This is a genomic window from Lysobacter xanthus, assembly GCF_047159895.1.
In genome coordinates this window covers 18,540-33,844 of record NZ_BAAGAB020000012.1, presented here as the reverse complement: position 1 = coordinate 33,844, position 15,305 = coordinate 18,540, and the positions used below count along the sequence as shown (strand labels likewise).

The 15,305-nt window shown below is 70.3% G+C and carries 16 protein-coding genes; 8 read left to right on the top strand and 8 right to left on the bottom strand.

The window, feature by feature from the left end; translation table 11 throughout:
* Window positions 1–10: 10 nt before the first annotated feature.
* Both ACY35P_RS05515 and dcm read right to left on the bottom strand, forming a co-directional pair.
* Complete coding sequence (locus ACY35P_RS05515) at window positions 11–469, bottom strand: very short patch repair endonuclease (RefSeq protein ID WP_462114829.1); 459 nt, start codon at window positions 467–469, stop codon at window positions 11–13.
* Window positions 470–473: 4 nt separating this feature from the next.
* Complete coding sequence (dcm, locus tag ACY35P_RS05510; protein WP_462114828.1) at window positions 474–1,712, bottom strand: DNA (cytosine-5-)-methyltransferase; 1,239 nt, start codon at window positions 1,710–1,712, stop codon at window positions 474–476.
* A gap of 309 nt (window positions 1,713–2,021) precedes the next feature.
* On the opposite strand from dcm, the gene ACY35P_RS05505 reads away from it, so the two are divergent.
* Window positions 2,022–2,495: a hypothetical protein gene (locus ACY35P_RS05505; RefSeq protein ID WP_462114827.1), complete on the top strand. Its 474-nt coding sequence runs from the start codon at window positions 2,022–2,024 to the stop codon at window positions 2,493–2,495.
* A 50-nt stretch (window positions 2,496–2,545) separates the two neighbouring features.
* On the opposite strand, the gene ACY35P_RS05500 is transcribed toward ACY35P_RS05505, so the two are convergent.
* Entirely contained in the window at window positions 2,546–2,755 is a 210-nt protein-coding gene (locus ACY35P_RS05500) for a hypothetical protein (protein WP_462114826.1), read from the bottom strand.
* Between the two features lie 271 nt (window positions 2,756–3,026).
* Window positions 3,027–3,755: a hypothetical protein gene (locus tag ACY35P_RS05495; protein ID WP_462114825.1), complete on the bottom strand. Its 729-nt coding sequence runs from the start codon at window positions 3,753–3,755 to the stop codon at window positions 3,027–3,029.
* Window positions 3,756–3,982: 227 nt separating this feature from the next.
* Between ACY35P_RS05495 and ACY35P_RS05490 the strand changes: the two genes are divergently transcribed.
* Together ACY35P_RS05490 and ACY35P_RS05485 are read left to right on the top strand one after the other, a co-directional pair.
* Window positions 3,983–4,486 (top strand): hypothetical protein, encoded by a 504-nt coding sequence (locus ACY35P_RS05490; RefSeq protein ID WP_462114824.1) that lies wholly within the window; start codon window positions 3,983–3,985, stop codon window positions 4,484–4,486.
* A complete protein-coding gene (locus ACY35P_RS05485; protein WP_462114823.1) occupies window positions 4,483–4,962 on the top strand; it encodes a hypothetical protein in 480 nt (159 codons plus the stop codon). Before ACY35P_RS05490 ends, ACY35P_RS05485 begins: the two co-directional genes overlap by 4 nt.
* Before the next feature lie 212 nt (window positions 4,963–5,174).
* Here the strand turns inward: ACY35P_RS05485 and ACY35P_RS05480 are convergent, their stop codons facing one another.
* The 4 genes from ACY35P_RS05480 to ACY35P_RS05465 form a co-directional block, all read right to left on the bottom strand.
* Complete coding sequence (locus ACY35P_RS05480) at window positions 5,175–6,512, bottom strand: hypothetical protein (protein WP_462114822.1); 1,338 nt, start codon at window positions 6,510–6,512, stop codon at window positions 5,175–5,177.
* 1,119 nt (window positions 6,513–7,631) lie between these two features.
* Window positions 7,632–8,369 (bottom strand): nuclear transport factor 2 family protein, encoded by a 738-nt coding sequence (locus ACY35P_RS05475; RefSeq protein ID WP_462114821.1) that lies wholly within the window; start codon window positions 8,367–8,369, stop codon window positions 7,632–7,634.
* Window positions 8,370–8,871: 502 nt separating this feature from the next.
* Window positions 8,872–9,741, bottom strand: a complete 870-nt coding sequence (locus ACY35P_RS05470; RefSeq protein WP_462114820.1) for a diguanylate cyclase domain-containing protein — start codon at window positions 9,739–9,741, stop codon at window positions 8,872–8,874.
* A 146-nt stretch (window positions 9,742–9,887) separates the two neighbouring features.
* The gene (locus ACY35P_RS05465) at window positions 9,888–10,346 is read right to left on the bottom strand and encodes an RDD family protein (RefSeq protein WP_462114819.1); all 459 of its coding nucleotides are present in this window, start codon (window positions 10,344–10,346) and stop codon (window positions 9,888–9,890) included.
* Between the two features lie 251 nt (window positions 10,347–10,597).
* Between ACY35P_RS05465 and ACY35P_RS05460 the strand changes: the two genes are divergently transcribed.
* The 5 genes from ACY35P_RS05460 to ACY35P_RS05440 all read left to right on the top strand — a co-directional run bounded on the left by ACY35P_RS05460 (window position 10,598) and on the right by ACY35P_RS05440 (window position 15,290).
* Window positions 10,598–11,074, top strand: a complete 477-nt coding sequence (locus ACY35P_RS05460; protein ID WP_462114818.1) for a hypothetical protein — start codon at window positions 10,598–10,600, stop codon at window positions 11,072–11,074.
* A gap of 333 nt (window positions 11,075–11,407) precedes the next feature.
* Window positions 11,408–12,655, top strand: a complete 1,248-nt coding sequence (locus ACY35P_RS05455) for a C2 family cysteine protease (protein ID WP_462114817.1) — start codon at window positions 11,408–11,410, stop codon at window positions 12,653–12,655.
* A gap of 537 nt (window positions 12,656–13,192) precedes the next feature.
* Window positions 13,193–13,462: a hypothetical protein gene (locus ACY35P_RS05450; protein ID WP_462114816.1), complete on the top strand. Its 270-nt coding sequence runs from the start codon at window positions 13,193–13,195 to the stop codon at window positions 13,460–13,462.
* 152 nt (window positions 13,463–13,614) lie between these two features.
* Window positions 13,615–14,259: a hypothetical protein gene (locus ACY35P_RS05445; protein WP_462114843.1), complete on the top strand. Its 645-nt coding sequence runs from the start codon at window positions 13,615–13,617 to the stop codon at window positions 14,257–14,259.
* A gap of 128 nt (window positions 14,260–14,387) precedes the next feature.
* On the top strand, window positions 14,388–15,290 hold the full coding sequence (locus ACY35P_RS05440; protein ID WP_462114815.1) for a hypothetical protein: 903 nt from the start codon (window positions 14,388–14,390) through the stop codon (window positions 15,288–15,290).
* Window positions 15,291–15,305 lie beyond the last annotated feature (15 nt).

Here is a 15,305-nt window from a genome sequence, read left to right as displayed (position 1 = left end):
TTGCCACGCATCAGTGCTGCCGAGTGGAGGCGTGGGCCGCGATCCGGTCGCCCAGTTCACTGATGGCCCGGAACCTGTCGCCGGCCGATGCGCCGCGGAGCTCGCACTCCCAGATGGTTTCGACGTTCCAGCCGAGGGCGCGCAATTCGGCTTCCTTACCGGCGTCGCGCGCCTGGTTGGCCTCGATCTTGGCCTCCCAGAACTCCATGCGCGTCTTCGGCAGGCGGAACAGATGGCAGTGATGCCTGTGCCAGAAGCAGCCGTGAACGAAGACGACTGTCCGGTACCTCGGCAGGACGACGTCGGGTCGTCCCGGCAGCTTCGATCCTTCGACCTGATAGCTGTCGCCCAGCCGGAAGCGGAAGCCCAGCGCGTGCAGGCCGCGCCGGACTTCCAGCTCGATCTTCGTGTCCTTTCCCTTGACACGCGACATCAGCGCGGAGCGCTGCTCCGGACTGATGATGTCCACGACTTCAGGCGACCTTACGGTCAGTGGCTTCCGCATCGCCGATGCGGTCGAGCAGAGGGACGATCAGATCGGCCACGGCACCAATCACCGGAACCACCACCGAGTTGCCGAACTGCTTGTAGGCGCGCGTATCGGAAACCGGAATCCGGAAGGTGTCCGGGTAGCCCATCAGGCGCGCGCACTCGCGCGGTGTCAGACGCCGCGGGTTCTTCTTCTTGCCCTGATCGACGAGGATTTCCGAGCCATCCTTGTAATACCGGGCCGACAGCGTGCGCGCCGTGTCCTTCTTCGTGACGAGGCCGAAGCCAAAGCCATTGCCCTTCTCGCGATGTTTGGTCGCGTAGTTCTGCAGGTATTCCCAGAGCTTGTCCGACAGCGTGTAGCAGTCGCGGACCTTGCCCTTCGGGCCGTCGAGGTAGTTGGGGTCGACGAACTCGCTACCGTCCTGCCTGTGGAGAATCGTCGCGAGCTTCGGGCCGGCCTCGATGGGCGGAAGGTGCAGATCGTCCCAGCTGAAAGGCACGGGCTCGCGGAAGCCGACGATGATGATTCGCTCGCGATGCTGCGGCACGAAGTGCTTGCCGTTGATGACTTTCGTGTGGACCGCGTAACCCAGTTCGTTCTGCAGCACGTCGATGATCGTGGAGAACGTGCGGCCCTTGTCGTGGCTCACCAGGTTCTTGACGTTCTCCAGCAGGAACGCCTTGGGTCGCTTGGCAGCGATGATGCGCGCCACATCGAAGAACAGCGTCCCCTGGGTCTTGTCCGCGAAACCGTGCGGGCGGCCTAGAGCATTCTTCTTCGACACGCCCGCGATCGAGAATGGCTGACAGGGGAAGCCCGCCAGCAAGACGTCGTGGTCGGGCACGTCATTCTCGTGGACACCGGTGATATCGCCAGCGAAAACGTGGCCGGGGCCATCGTGGAAGTTGGCCGCGTAGGTCTTCTGCGCGTAGCTGTCCCATTCGCTGGTGAACACACAGCGGCCGCCCAGCTTCTCGAACGGGATGCGCAGGCCACCGATGCCGGCGAACAGGTCGATGAAACGGAACGCACCCGTATCGGTCGGTACTTCACCAAGCGGGAGCAGACGTTGCCGGATCGCGTCCGCCACGTAGGCCGGCGGCTCGGTTTCCCGGATCTTCCATCGACGGACCGTCTTGGGATCCACCCCCAGCTCCCGCGCGATTTCCTTCGGGGAGTAGCGCTTCAGCGCGAGATCGATCAGTTCGTACGCGTCCATGTGGGCTCCGGGAAGAATGGGGACATTATGTCCATAAGCGTCCCAGCGGTGAAGTGGCCATTTCGATAAGTGGACCGACGAACTACCGCGGGTCCGTACAAGTCTCGGCGCGTACGTCGCAACCGATGAGATCCCTTCAGCGACAACGGCTTAGCGGAGCGCGCAGACGGCTTTCGCAATCGCAACGCGGTCTGCCAAACTCGACCCCGCTCCGTCGCCCCAGCACGGACCCACGCCACGGACCCGGCGGAGCAAGGACGCGCGGACATGAGTCCGCGTTTGCACACACGGAGTCATAAGGAGATGGATGTGTCGCAGAACCTCATTACCCTCAACGTCACCGACGCGCAGCTGCAGACGGTGCGCACCGCGCTCGACCAGATCGAGGCCGCGCTGCCGGGGCTGATCTCGATGGAGTCCGGCGATCGCCGCGGGCTGATGCTGATGGGCCCGAAGTCCGAGGCCTTCGCGCGGCAGACGCTGCGCGTGCTGGAGCAGAACCCGAAGATCGTGCCGCCCAGCTTCGACCTGGCCGCGGCCCGTGCCGACCTGGCCGCGTTCGAGCGCCTGCAGCCGCTGCTGGAGCGCGTGGAGCGCCTGCAGCGCCGCCTGGACGACACCGTCGCCGCGCTCGGCAGCGACGTGATGGACGCCTCGCTGGAGGGCTATGCGCAGATCAAGCTGTCCGGCGGCGCGCAGGGCCTGGACGACCTGCGCCGCGAGCTGGGCGGGCGGTTCGCCAAGCAGCGACGCAAGGCGGCGTCGGTGGCCGAACCGGCCTGATCGTCGCAGCTTCGAAATACCCTCAGGCCGCCTCCGGGCGGCCTGTTTTCTTAGGGCCCCGCTGCCTCGAATAGCGTCGGGGCGCCCCGCGAGAGGTCGGCCGCCTCACCCGTGGCGTCGCCGACCTCATCGTCCACGTGGCATGCGCCATCGATGAGATCGCCGACCCCTTGCGTGACGCCCGCGACCTCGTCGATCAGGTCGCCGACGCCGCCGTCGGGATCGGGGACGTCAAGTCCGAGGTCGCCGACGCCTGCCATGAGGTCGGCGACGTCATCGATGACGTCGCGGACGCCTTCGGTGAGGTCGATGACGGCATCGTCGAGGTTATTGTCGTCATGGATGGAACACCGGCGACGCCCGGCGGCCGCGGCAGGGCGGGAAGCACGTGCAGCCCAAGAGCGCGCCTGCGTCCGGTGGGTCGGCCGCCGGGGCCGTCGGGCCCGAGCGGGTCGGGCGGCGGGGCGCGAACCGCACGGCGAGCCGTCGGATCGCGCAGGCGGAACCGCCCCTGCGCCTCCCTGGTGCGGCCTAACGGTTCACCCATTCCCCGCGCACGTTGTCCCAGGCGATGAAGATGCGCTTGGCGTCGTCCAGCGGTTCCTCGAGCGAGGGGTCGCAGTCGCCCAGGCACGAGCGCACCTTCAGCGTCGTGCTGCATTCGTACTGGTCGGGAAACTGCGGGGGCAGGCGTTCGCAGCCGTCGGAACGCACGTTGGCGAGCTGCTGGTGGACGATCGCGCTGGCGCCCGTCGCGGTCAGCGTGAGCCGCGTGCCGCCGGCGGCTTCGATCGCCTCGAACTCCTCGCGCTCGAGTCGCTCCACCACCGACGCCGGCGGCGGGCCGGGCGGCGCCGGGCGGGCCCCGGGACCGATCGCGCGGGCGATGTCCGGATCGGCCAGCGCGATGTTGGCGAAGGCGGGTTCGGTGGAGAGCGCCTGGTGCCACTGGGCTTCGAAGCCCTCCGGCACCACCACCTGGAGCACGCCGGCCGGGTCGCCTTCCGACGAGAGACCCAGTGCTTTCAGCCGTGCCAGCGCGGCGTCGCGCCGGTGCGGAAGCAATCGCACCTGCAGGCGCCCGGGGACGCGCACCGCGGTCGTGGCATTGCGGGCGTAGGCCCGGCCGTCCACCTGCAACACGGTGCCGCGGTACTGCACCGGCGGCGGCTCAGGCGCTTCGCCACGGCATCCGGTGAGCGCGCCGCCGAGCGCGGCCGCGATGCCCAGGGCCTGCAACGTCCTGTGGAACGTGGTCATGCGTCGATCCTCTCGTGCCGCGCCCCCGCGCGTCCGCGCAGTGTCGCAGTCGAGGCGGACGCGTGGAAACGGTCGCGCCCGCCGCGCCTCGCCCGCGGCGTCGCTGCCGCGATGCTGCAGCGCGCATCAGCCGACGGGTGGCATGCGCGGCGAGCGGGCGCCGTCTGGAAGTCCGCGGGATGCGGCACTACGATCGACCGGCGCATGAGCGCATCGGGGACATCGAAATGATCAAGTCGACGACGTCGCGGCGACTGGCCGCGATCGCGGTATGCGTCATGCTGCTGGCCGGCTGCGGCGCGTCGGATCCGCCCGGCAACGACGCGGTCGAATACGACGGCGGCGTGCTGCGCGTGGACGGCCGCGAGTTCCGCGCCGAGCCGAATCCCGACGAGAAGGTCTACCCGACGCTGCGCGGCCGGATCGTCGTGCAGCCGCGTCCGCAACATGACCCGGAGGCCGTCGCGCTCGCGCTGGAGTGGGTGCAGCGCTACGGCCTCACCGTCGAAGGGCGGAGCAAGGAGGGCTGGATCCTCGTCAAGGTGCCCGACGGCTACGAACAGCAGTGGGCCGCCGCGTTCTCGATGACGAATCCCGCGCAGGTGTCGGCGACGACGGATGGCAAGTTGAGCCCGACGCCCATCGCGCCTTATGTCGCGCCACCCGACGGTGCGTCCGGCGCCGTTCCCGCTGAGGATGACGGCATCAAAGGCCCGGGGGCGCACGCATGACGCGGGTCGGGGCGCGCGTCGGTGGGCGGCCGCTGCGCGTCGGCGCGACGGCGGCCACGCTCGTTGCCGTGACCGCAGGCGTCGTGCTGCTGGCAGGCTGCGCCCGCGGCGGCCGCAACGACGCGGACTGCGAGCAGGCGGCGCGCGCGCTCGCCGACGCCGGCTACCGCGCCACGCTCAAGGCGGCGGTGGAGCGCCAGTTCGATGCGGGCGAGTTCGGGCCTGCGGGCAAGTTCAGCGTGCCCGACGACATGCCGGGCGCCCTGGCGGTGAAGCTCGCCCCGGAATTCACCGCCATCGCGTCGCGACCCCTGCAGGAACGACTGATCGTCGACGCGCGTGGCGACATCGACGCCGTCTTCGTCGGCTGGCCGCCGGGGCAGGGCGTGCTCGTCGACGTGCGTCCCCACACGAGGATCCCCGTGACGAAGGACTATGGGGATGGCGTGGCGCTGGTCTGCGAAGCGCGCGACTGAGGGCAACGGCGCGGGATACGGGTGCGGGAGGCGTGCAGGCCTCGGTGGCGAACGCGTCGAACCGCCTGCGCGGGCTGCAGTGCAGTGCATCGCCGCGGGTGGTGAGCAGGCCGAGGCGACGCGTCGACCCCGCGGGGAAGGGGCGCGCAGTGGACGCGCCAAGACGGGTCGGCGCGCGCCGTGCACGTTCGCGCCGGCGCGCAGTCGGGGCATCACGTGCAGGGATGCGTCCTGGGCACGTGGCCGCGGAGGTCGTCGCAGCGCGTTGACCACGGCAGGGCGCGGACGTCGTCGATGCGTATCGAGGTCCAGACGCGCGGGGTCGCATCGCGCCGCGCCCATTCGATCAGGTAGTGATGGTTGATGCCGAGCTGCGGCCCCTGCATCGGCACTGTCTGCTCGCCGACCGGGTCGATGCGCCCGGCGTCGTTCGGGCACGCGTTGCCGGCGTCGCTGCGACCCTTGACGCCGTCGGAGACGCCGAGCGGCAGCGTGTCGCGACGGGTTCCGAATGGCGTGGTCACGCTGGAGAGCAGGCGCATGCACAGTGGCGCATCGATGTAGCTGCGGACCGTCGCGATTTCGGTCGGGCCCTTCCAGAATGGCCTGCGGTCGATGGCGATTCCGGTCTGGAGCGCGCGCACCTGCGCGGCATCGTCCGCCGTGCGCGGCGGGAGCCGTCGCCAAGTTGTTTCCTGCGTCGAACCGAGGTCGATGCCCGGGCTCTCGGCCCAGACGCTGAAGGAGCGCCGCGATTCCGTCGTGCTGCCGATGACCAGGCCGCCGCCGAGGTCGCGTCGCATGCGGACATCGACGTAGTGCGTGCCATCGACGCGGGCATCGTGCCGGGCGACGCTGTAGAGCCAGCCGCCGCGGCATTCGAAGTGCGCGCCTTCGCGCAGCTCGACATCGGCGGCCCGACCCCGGTAGCGCGCGCCTCGCTCCAGTGGCATCGGGATCTCACCGCGCCGGGCGCGCATGCCGACGGTGTCGAGGCCGAACTTCACGCGGAGCGTGGCGCCGTCGTCGGCCTGCTCGATTCGCGCGTAGTGGTCGCGCCACGCCGCACGCGGCGGGCGGTCGACGAACCCCTCGAGGGACCATGCGTCGACGCCGGCATATTCGCCATCCAGATGCGGGCAGCCGTTCGGAAAGCGCGCGAACGCGGGCCGGGGCCACGGCCATCCGCCCGGGTAATCCTCCGGGCGGACCACGAAACGCAGGGCGGCGAAGGCAAGCACCACCAGCAGCGCGATCCGCATCACGCGCCACAGTGCACGTAACCGGCCAAATCCGCGCCCGTGCGGACGCGGCGGAACGGGCGGGCTCGGCGCGGACTGCGCGGGATCGAAGCGCTGCGTCACGCGGCGCGTGCGTTTCCACTGCACGTGGTCGTTCGCGATGCGCGCCACCGCGATGAGCAGGACGACTCCGAACAGCAGGAACACCGTCGCCACGAGGATCCGACCCGTGGACGGCGCGGCGAACGACGTCAGGGGCAGCAGGGCGATGGATGCGCCGATCGCGACGCGACAGGACCTCGGAACCACGGGTGTCTCCGGTCACGCGCCCCTCCCCGGGCGCAGGCGGAGCATAGCGGGGCGCTGCGGGTGGATCGACATCGCGCGTAGCGACGCGGGCGTCGGCGTCACTGGAGCGGCTTGCCCGGAATGCACAGCTGGCGATGGCCGCGACGACGCGTGTCGAACCACGCGGCGCGCGGTCGGCCGGGCGAGAGACCGCGACCACATGTCGGCGGCCACGGCGCCGCACAGCCGTGGACGGGTGCGCGGTGCGCGGCACACAGGCGCGGGTTCCGGGCAGGAAAGGCCCGGGCTCATCGCGGGAGACGATCAAGAAGCGGCGGGCTCGATTGCTTTTCCGGTGCTGGTCGTCGTCGCGGCGGGGCGGGGCGACGTGGTCTCGACGGCGTCCCGCGTGGACCATCCTGCCCGCGTGCCCAGGGCACGCTTGGACGGGCGAGCGGCCCGGTCGCGGTCGCGACGTGCGATACGCAACACGGGTTAGTGCCGAATGGCCTCGGCAACGGCACTTAAAGCCGAAATCGGAAACAGGGGCAGACTGAAGTTCGGCGCGATGATGATCGTCGCTTCAACACATCGATCGCTTCGCGTCAGCGCGCGGCGCCGAGTCTGCCGCTGCACCTGTCACACATGTTGCCCAAGGCATGTGGCGCAAGCGATGTCTCTCCGCGTCCCATCGTTTTCCACCCCTGTCGCCACGGCCGTTCTGGGCATCGCCCTGGTCCTGCCGGCGTCGGCCGACTGTGCGTGTCGCCGGGTGGCGACCGCTGGCTCACCGGCGACCGCCCACCGCGTGCAGCGCCTGCGATCGCCACCTCGTCGTGGGTGCCGGCGACTGCGGGAACGACGCGCAGCCGTCGGTGACGGTGGCGCGGTATCGCCGGACATCGCCGCAGGCGTGCCTCGTGCACCTCGACGCGACCCGCTGTTGATGGCACGCCGGCGCGACACCGCGTGCGGCCGCGCTCGAAAGACGAGTGCAGGGGCGGAGCTTGATCGCGTCAGCCTGACTCACCGCGCGGTACGGACGAGCCCTTCGGCCGACGAGCCGCGCGGCCGCCGGCGAGGGCTTGGGTCCTGGCTTCGACGATGGCCGGCACGGAAAATCCCGCGCTGCGCCGGGCTTCAGTCCTCGACACGCGGGAACGTTGCGATCTGCGGGCCCAGTCGCGTGACGGCGCTGACGCGGCCCGCGGCGTCGCGGTTGAACAGGAACCGCAGCACGCCGCTGGCGGACTGCGGCAGCTCCAGTTCGAAGATGTCCGGGGCCACGGGATCGAGCCTGCGTTCGCGCCCTTCCGGCTCGACGAGCAGCAGGTGGTCGGCCATGGGCTTCACCTCCAGCACCAGCCCCTTGGGCGTGCGGAAGCGCCCCGCGTAGGACGGCAGCGGACCGGCATCCGCGATGGGGAGGCGAGGAGTGGGCGACAGCACCCGCGTGCTCTGGGCGACGGCCACCCGCCACTCGGCGCCCTGCCGTTCCAGGACGGTCAGGTAGCGGAACACGGTGCGCATGTTGCCGAACCCTTCGGTGGCCGTGCTGGTGACGACCGCGGCGCCGGGGCCGACGATCCGCACGCGGTCGTCGCTCCATGCCGTTCCCGCGTAGGCGCTGCCAGCGTGGCTTCGCGCAGCGGACAACGCGCCATCGCGATCGAAGGCAGTGCCGACGCTGAGCGTCAGCGTCAACTCCGCCGTCGACAAGGCGCTGAACGTGGGCGCATCGCCCTTCGCGAACGCATCCCACCAGGCATGGGCCGCGGTGATGGCGGTCGACTCGCCCGCGGGCGGGGTCGCTGCACCGGCCCGCAGTGCGAGACCGCCGGCAAGCAGCAGGGGATAGAGCAACGTTTTCCGGATCATCGGTGCGCCTCGCTCGTGGGACTCCCGGAGACTAGTCGAAAACGACCGCGCGGCCCGGCGACCGCGGCCGCGCGAGCGACATCGGCCGGGCATCGGCATGGCATCACGCGCGTCACGTCGATCACGGCGCGCTGCGACGGGGCGGAGTGGGACGCCGCGGCCCGACGGGCCTGCACCGGGCTGCGCGTGGCGCGAAGCGGGTCCGCATTCGTGCAGGCGACCGCAACGGGGCTCAGGGCGCGTGCCCGGGCGTTATCCGCTTCGAGCCCCGAGGGGGGGCGGCGCGCAGACGCCGACGGTTCCTCGGACACGGCAGCGCAGGGCGCCGCTATCGCGAGGGCGTGCCGCCGCCGGTCCGCAGCCGTGGCGCAAGGTTACGACGGGGCAGGGCGCGGCGACGTCGAAGCTGCCGTGTCGGGGCGTGGCACATCCACGCGATGCGCCATCGAGGGTGGCCGTGGACGCCGTGATCGCCGGTTGCGACGGTGTCGCCAGCCGGCTGTCAGGCCGCGCCGATGGAGGCAGGCGTTGCGCGACCCCGCTTCATCGCGAACATCGCAGCGTCGGCGTGCGCGACGAGGGTGTCCGCATCGCGAGCGTCGGCGGGATAGATGGCGGCGCCGATGCTGGCCCGGAGCATCACGGTCGTGCCCTCGATCGTCAGCGGCCGCGCGAGCTGCGTGCAGATGGCCGCTGCAACCTTCCGCCCGCCCGTCGCGTCGCAGCCGGGCAGCAGCGCGACGAATTCATCGCCGCCGACGCGCGCGACGGTGTCGCCCTCGCGCAGTCCGGCGCCGAGCCGGCGCGCGGCCTCCGCGAGCACGCGATCCCCCGCGCTGTGCCCGAACGCGTCGTTGATCGCCTTGAAGCCGTCGAGGTCGATGTAGAGCACCGCCAGCGACGCGCCACTGCGTTCCGCAGCGGCCAGCCCGGCGTCGAGGAGCTCGTGCAAGCGACGCCGGTTGGGCAGCGCCGTGAGCACGTCGTGGTTGGCCCGGTGTTCGAGTTCCTGCTCCACCCGCCGCAGCTCGCGGACATCGCGCGCCACGCCGACGCGTACCCCGAATTGCGGTAGCCACTGCGCCGACCAGAGCAGGTCGACGTGGCTCCCGTCGTGGTGGCGGTAGCGGTTGCGGAAGTGGCGCTCGCCGCGGCCGTCCATCAGGTCGGCCGCCTGCGCGCGCGTCGCTTCACGGTCGTCCGGGTGCACCAGCTCGAACATCCGCTGCCCGACGAGCGCCGCGCGCGGATGACCGAGCATGCGTTCGAACGCCGCGCTGGCATACAGCAGCGTGCCGTCGGGGTGCACCACGCACACCGCATCGGGCATCAGGTCGAGCAGGTCGGCAGGGGACGGGGGCTCGATTGCCATGCTCGGATTATCGGCCGCGGATCCCTGGAGTGTAGGTCAACGATCCCCAAGCGCCCCGGCGCCACCGGAAACACGGGTCGGAGCCGCTTTTTGACGCTGCTTGCCGCGCGTGAACAGGCGTGGTTCGTGTCATTCCCCCGACCAGGTCACTTGCTGCGGATCACCTTCGTGCGGGCAATCGAGTCATGCCAGCCCATCGCTTCGCCGTCCGTCGCGAACAGCACCGAGAGCGGCTCGAACGGGATGAAGCGCGACAGCGTGCGACCGACGACCTGGCTGAACGAAGCGTCGCCGCCCGCCGCGTTCACGACGCGCGTGCCGAAGACCAGCTTGCCCGGCGTGCGTCCGATCGCGCCTTCGAAGGTGGCGTAATAGACGAGGAACATGGGAATCGAGATGAGGTATCCCCGATTGCCGTCGAGCGCGTGATCGCCCATCACGAGGATCACGACGATGGCCACGACCGCGCACAGCAGGTAATAGACCGCGTAGTCCACCAGGAAGGTGCCGAGACGGCGCTTCTTGCTGGCGAGTTCGCCGGCGTACTGCACCGGCGGCGATGCGGGAATCGCCTCGCCGGCGGCGTACGGATTCTGCGTTTGCATGGTTCGACCCCTGTTCGACATCGCGCAAGGCGTTCGCCTTCGGCGCACGAGCCAGCGTAACGGATCGGACCCAGCTGAATAGCGGCGCGAATGGCGCTCGGGCGTGACATCGGTCCGCGTTCTCACGCAGAGGCCGAACGGTGTGCCACGGGTACGGAACCGGCAGCGCATCGCGCGGGCTTCGCACCTTGTCGACGCCAGCCCCGAAATCCTGCCCGCACTCCGCGCCCCCCAGCGGAGGAGGAGACGTGATGAACAACAACCTCGACAGCCTGACCCGCCAGCTCTCGACGCATGGCAATGCGCCCCTGCCGCCGGAGACGCGTGAGCAGGTCGACCAGATCGTGCAGCAGGCGCCGCCGCAGGCATTGAGCGCGGGCCTGCAGGACGCCTTCAATTCCGACCAGACGCCGCCGTTCGCGCAGATGGTTGGCCAGCTGTTCGGCCATGCCGACGAGCGGCAGAAGGGCGGCATCCTTGGCACGCTGCTCGGCGGGCTCGGCGGTGCGAACCCGCGCGTCGTGCAGCAGGCGGGCATCGACCCGAACGCACCCGCGCAGGCGACGCCGCAGCAGGTCGAGCAGATCGCGCGGCAGGCTGAGCAGGCCGATCCGGGCATCGTCGGCCAGATGAGCGAGTTCTACGCGCAGCATCCGACGCTGGTGAAGTCGCTCGGCGGCATGGCGCTGGCGCTGGTGCTGGGCCGCATGCACGGCACGCGGCATTGAAGGCGTAAGGGCACCGCGCCGCCGCCGCGCGGGTCGTCGCCTGTCGCGTTACGCGTGCGCGATGCAACGGACGGCCGCTATGACGCGCTGCGGCAACTCGCCGGACCATCACGGGCCGCCTTCGGGCGGCCTTTTCCGTGCTGCGCGCCGCGAGCGCTGCCGCCAAGTCCTTCCGACCGTCGGCGGGAAGAAATCCGACACCTCGGGGTGGGGTATCCCGATAACGCGTGGCACGGGCGAGCGCGATCTTGTGGGGGCTGTAAAAGCGCTCCGTCCGCAGGCTGCGGCGGGGCACCCACTCTGCAAGACCCCGCAACGGAAGGAATCGAAGCCATGAACACCCAGATGCTGAGCGGTGCCGTCAATCCCTACGCACTCACCGAGGCCGTGCTGAACAAGCGCATCGATTGGAGCCGCGTCGAGCGCCCGGTCGAGCTCGTTTCGCGCACGCTCGAGACTCCCGCCGACGCGCTGTTCAACGGCGGCCGCGGCTCGCCGACGTTCGCACTCCAGGCGCCGCTGAAGGCCGCCGCGCCCGCCGCCGTCGCGGCCCCGCGCCTGCGCGAGATGCACGCCGACCTGCACCAGAACATCTCGCCGGCGCTGCGCGCGCGCCTGTCGGAGCTGCTCACGCCCAAGCTGGCGCCGGAGCTGCAGGAGACGCAGTACGACGGCGCCACCTGGACTGACCCGGGCGACTTCTTCGAGGAAGGCTCGGAGTTCGCGGACCCCGTGCAGGGCGCGGTGGGCGACTGCTGGCTGATCTCGGCGCTGGCCTCGGTCGCGATGAGCCGCCCGTACACGATCGTGCAGCGCAACCGCACCACGGGCACGGCGCAGGACGCGTTCGTCAACGCCATCGACGTCATCGACGCCGGCACGCCGAAGCGCTTCGAGGTGACCGAGCGCGTGCCCGTCAACAGCGGCAGCGGCCAGCCGCGCTTCGCGCGCTCGGCGGAAGGCGGCGAAGTGTGGCCGGGCGTGTACGAGAAGGCGTTCGCCAAGCTGCGCTCGGGCAACCTCACCGACCAGCCGGACATCCTCGTGCTGCACGGCGGCGACTGCGTCGATGCAAGCGCGCGGCTCGTGCCGGGCACCACCGCGCACTACACGGCCACCAACGGCACCACCGCCGACGCGCTGTGGACGCAGCTGCGCGACAACTCCATCGCTACGCCGCAGGCCTCCGGGCCGCTGGTGCCGATCTTCAATCGCGTGCGCAGCGGTCGCACGGTGAATCCGATGACGGCCTGGACCTACGCCAAGGCGGAGGACGCGCCCGACACCATCGCGTACGACGCGAACACCGGCATCGTCGGCTGGCACGCGTACTCCGTACTCGGCTGGATCACGCGCTCGTCAGGGCTGTCGGTCGTCGGCCAGGCGCCGGCCGTCGAGCGTTACATCGTGCTGCGCAACCCGTGGGGCACGCACGAGGGCCGCGTCGACACGTTCACCGGAAGCTTCGCGTCGCACGAGACCAGCTGGGTGCGCAACACCCCGCTCGGCACCGGCGGCGTGTTCGCCATGCGGATCGAATCGTTCAAGAAGTACTACGCGGGCCTCGGCGTCGCGCGCTGACAGCCTACGCGTAGGCGCACCTCGCTCGACTGCGACGGGCCGGCACCCCAGGGTGTCGGCCCCTTCTTTTTGGGGTGGATCAGGCGCGTCGCGGCGGTGCGTACCGCGCGGCGCGAAGAACCGTCCGTGACGGTGCGGGGCAGGGCGCTCACCTTTCGCGTAATCGTCCGACCGGAACCGGGTGAAAGCGCCAGCGTGAGCGCGTGCCCGAGTCGACGACGAGCGGTGCAAGCGTGACAAGTGCGTCGCTGCATTCGATGGCGCGGCATCCGGTGGAATCCCTCTGCACGTCGCGGCGTGGAGTGTGTTGCGAACGATCAAGAGGCATTCGATGCGGTTTCGCATTTGGAACGACGTGCGCTTTTCGGCCGCAATCGTCGCAGGCGAACGCGTTTTGATCGCCTTCAACAACTGACGAGCGGACGTACGATTTCACAGGCTGCTGACATCCGCCAACGCCACCTGTACGCGTTTCATGAACACGACACCAAGGCCGCTATATTCCGGCCACCCCCACGCAAGAGAAGGAGGTTTGGCATGTTCGTCACCAAGCAGCATTGGGCCATGGCGCGTACGCTCGGCGTCGCGATCGTCATTTCCGCTGGCCTGTCGGCCTGCGCCACCTACGACGACGACTTCGCGCGCATCAACACGCGTCTCGACACGCTCGATTCGCGCGTGCAGGGCGCGGCGCAGAGCGCCGAGGCGGCGAACCAGTCCGCGCAGCGCGCGAACCAGCGCCTCGACCAGATCGAAGGCCGCGTGCAGCGGCTCGAGTCGTCGCCGGGCCGTCGTCCGCGCGGCTGATCGCATGAGCCGGGACCGATGGCCGACGCCGGCCATCGGTCCCGGTTCCGTCGCTGTCATCGGTTCGAAGGAGTCACCTCATTCGTATGCGCAACGCACCTGTGATCACGGGCCTCGCCCTGGCGCTGTCGCTGGCCTTCGCATCGCCGGCCATGGCGCGGAAGCCGTCTGCGGCACCCGTCGCGGCCGACCAGCTTCCCGAAGGGCAGGAGGTCGCCGACACGGTGATCGAACTCGCCGGGTGGATCGTCGCCAGCAATGACAACCAGGGTTATCCGTTCGCGGTGATCGACAAGGCCGCGGCGCAGGTGCTGGTATTCGGCGGCGACGGACGCCTTCGCGGCGCCGCACCCGCGCTGTTGGGTTCGGCGATCGGCGACCACTCGGCGCCGGGTGTCGCGGGCCTCGCGCTGCGCGAAATCCCCGGGCGCGATCGCACAACGCCCGCGGGCCGCTTCGTCGGCGGATTCGGCCCCTCGGTCGACGCCGGCCGCGTGCTGTGGGTCGACTACGATTCCGCCGTCTCGATGCATCCCACCGCGACGGGTGTTCCCGCGGAACGGCGCGAGGAGCGCCTGGCCTCGCCGACGCCGGACGACAACCGGGTCACGCACGGCTGCATCAACGTGGCGCCGGCGTTCTACGAGCGCATCGTGAGCCCGGCATTCAAGCGGGGCGGCGTCTTCTACATCCTTCCCGACAAAGCCTCGATCGAGGAAACGTTTCCCGAGTTCGCACAGGGCCGCGCGAACACGAAGGACGAGGGCAAGCGGGGCTCGCGCTCCGCGCGCCGCTGAGGGCACGCGGACGTAATGCGAAGCGGCCGTCGTGTCTCGGCGCCGCGCATTCACGCAACCCGCGACGCGCCACGTCTCGCTGACGCAATGCCGCGTAGCGTGCCGATGCCCCTGCACGAGTGCCCACCGTGACTCCACGCACCATCGCGACGTTCGCGCTGCTGATCGCCGCCGTCATCGTCGCCGCCACGGTCGTGCACCTTCGGCGCGGCGACCCGATGCGCGCGACGCCGGGCGTCGATTCGCCTGCTGCGGCGCAGGGCGCGCTTGCTCTAAAGGTGCCGCCCTCGCAACCGGCAGAGCCTGCCGATGGCGCATCGACGATGGCGCTGCCGCCGCGACGCGCATCCTCCAGCACGTTCCTCCCGGAGCTGCGCGGGGCTGCCGATTCCGGCGACGCCGTCGCGGCCTGCAGTCTCGCCGTCGCGCTGGCGCGATGCAGCGAGCTGAAGCGCATTGCCCTGGGCGCCGCGATGGGCGAGGGCGCCCCGGCGGCTCCCGAGGCGGCGGCGCCCGAGTGCCGCGGTGCGTCCGTCGCCGATCTCGACGACCGCTACCGCTACCAGGCGCAAGCCTTCGCGTCGGGCGATCCGGCGGCGGAACGCTGGTTCGTGACGCAGCCGATGCTGGGCGACGACGACTTCCGCATGAACACGCCGAACGCGATCGACTTCCGCCGCCGCGCGCCGGCCTACGTCGCACACGCGCTGCAGCGCCGGCAGCGGGAGGATCTGACGGTGCTGCTGCAGGTATACATGCCACCCGGCTACTTCGAGAGCAGCTCGCCCCTGCGCATGCGCGACGATGCGATGTTCCTCGCGCTCGCGGACATCGCCGAGCGCGGGGGCGTCGCGCCGGACTACATCCGCTCGACCGCGGCGCACGTGCGCGCCGCCGCCGGCAGCGACGTGCTCGCACGCAGTCGGGAACGCGCGGCGCAGCTCGGTGGAGCGTGGCCACCGTCCACGGTACGTGCTCCGTCGACGGGCACGCCGGAGGCTTTTCCCGCCTGCGATGCGCTGAGCCGCTGAGTGCATGCAGCGCGT

Coding starts and splice junctions, on each gene's coding strand:
- ACY35P_RS05475 (WP_462114821.1), bottom strand. CDS start 8,369: ATGATCCGGAAAACGTTGCTCTATCCCCTGCTGCTTGCCGGCGGTCTC.
- ACY35P_RS05490 (WP_462114824.1), top strand. CDS start 3,983: ATGATCAAGTCGACGACGTCGCGGCGACTGGCCGCGATCGCGGTATGC.
- ACY35P_RS05450 (WP_462114816.1), top strand. CDS start 13,193: ATGTTCGTCACCAAGCAGCATTGGGCCATGGCGCGTACGCTCGGCGTC.
- ACY35P_RS05465 (WP_462114819.1), bottom strand. CDS start 10,346: ATGCAAACGCAGAATCCGTACGCCGCCGGCGAGGCGATTCCCGCATCG.
- ACY35P_RS05485 (WP_462114823.1), top strand. CDS start 4,483: ATGACGCGGGTCGGGGCGCGCGTCGGTGGGCGGCCGCTGCGCGTCGGC.
- ACY35P_RS05445 (WP_462114843.1), top strand. CDS start 13,615: ATGGCGCGGAAGCCGTCTGCGGCACCCGTCGCGGCCGACCAGCTTCCC.
- ACY35P_RS05470 (WP_462114820.1), bottom strand. CDS start 9,741: ATGGCAATCGAGCCCCCGTCCCCTGCCGACCTGCTCGACCTGATGCCC.
- ACY35P_RS05460 (WP_462114818.1), top strand. CDS start 10,598: ATGAACAACAACCTCGACAGCCTGACCCGCCAGCTCTCGACGCATGGC.
- dcm (WP_462114828.1), bottom strand. CDS start 1,712: ATGGACGCGTACGAACTGATCGATCTCGCGCTGAAGCGCTACTCCCCG.
- ACY35P_RS05495 (WP_462114825.1), bottom strand. CDS start 3,755: ATGACCACGTTCCACAGGACGTTGCAGGCCCTGGGCATCGCGGCCGCG.
- ACY35P_RS05500 (WP_462114826.1), bottom strand. CDS start 2,755: ATGGCAGGCGTCGGCGACCTCGGACTTGACGTCCCCGATCCCGACGGC.
- ACY35P_RS05455 (WP_462114817.1), top strand. CDS start 11,408: ATGAACACCCAGATGCTGAGCGGTGCCGTCAATCCCTACGCACTCACC.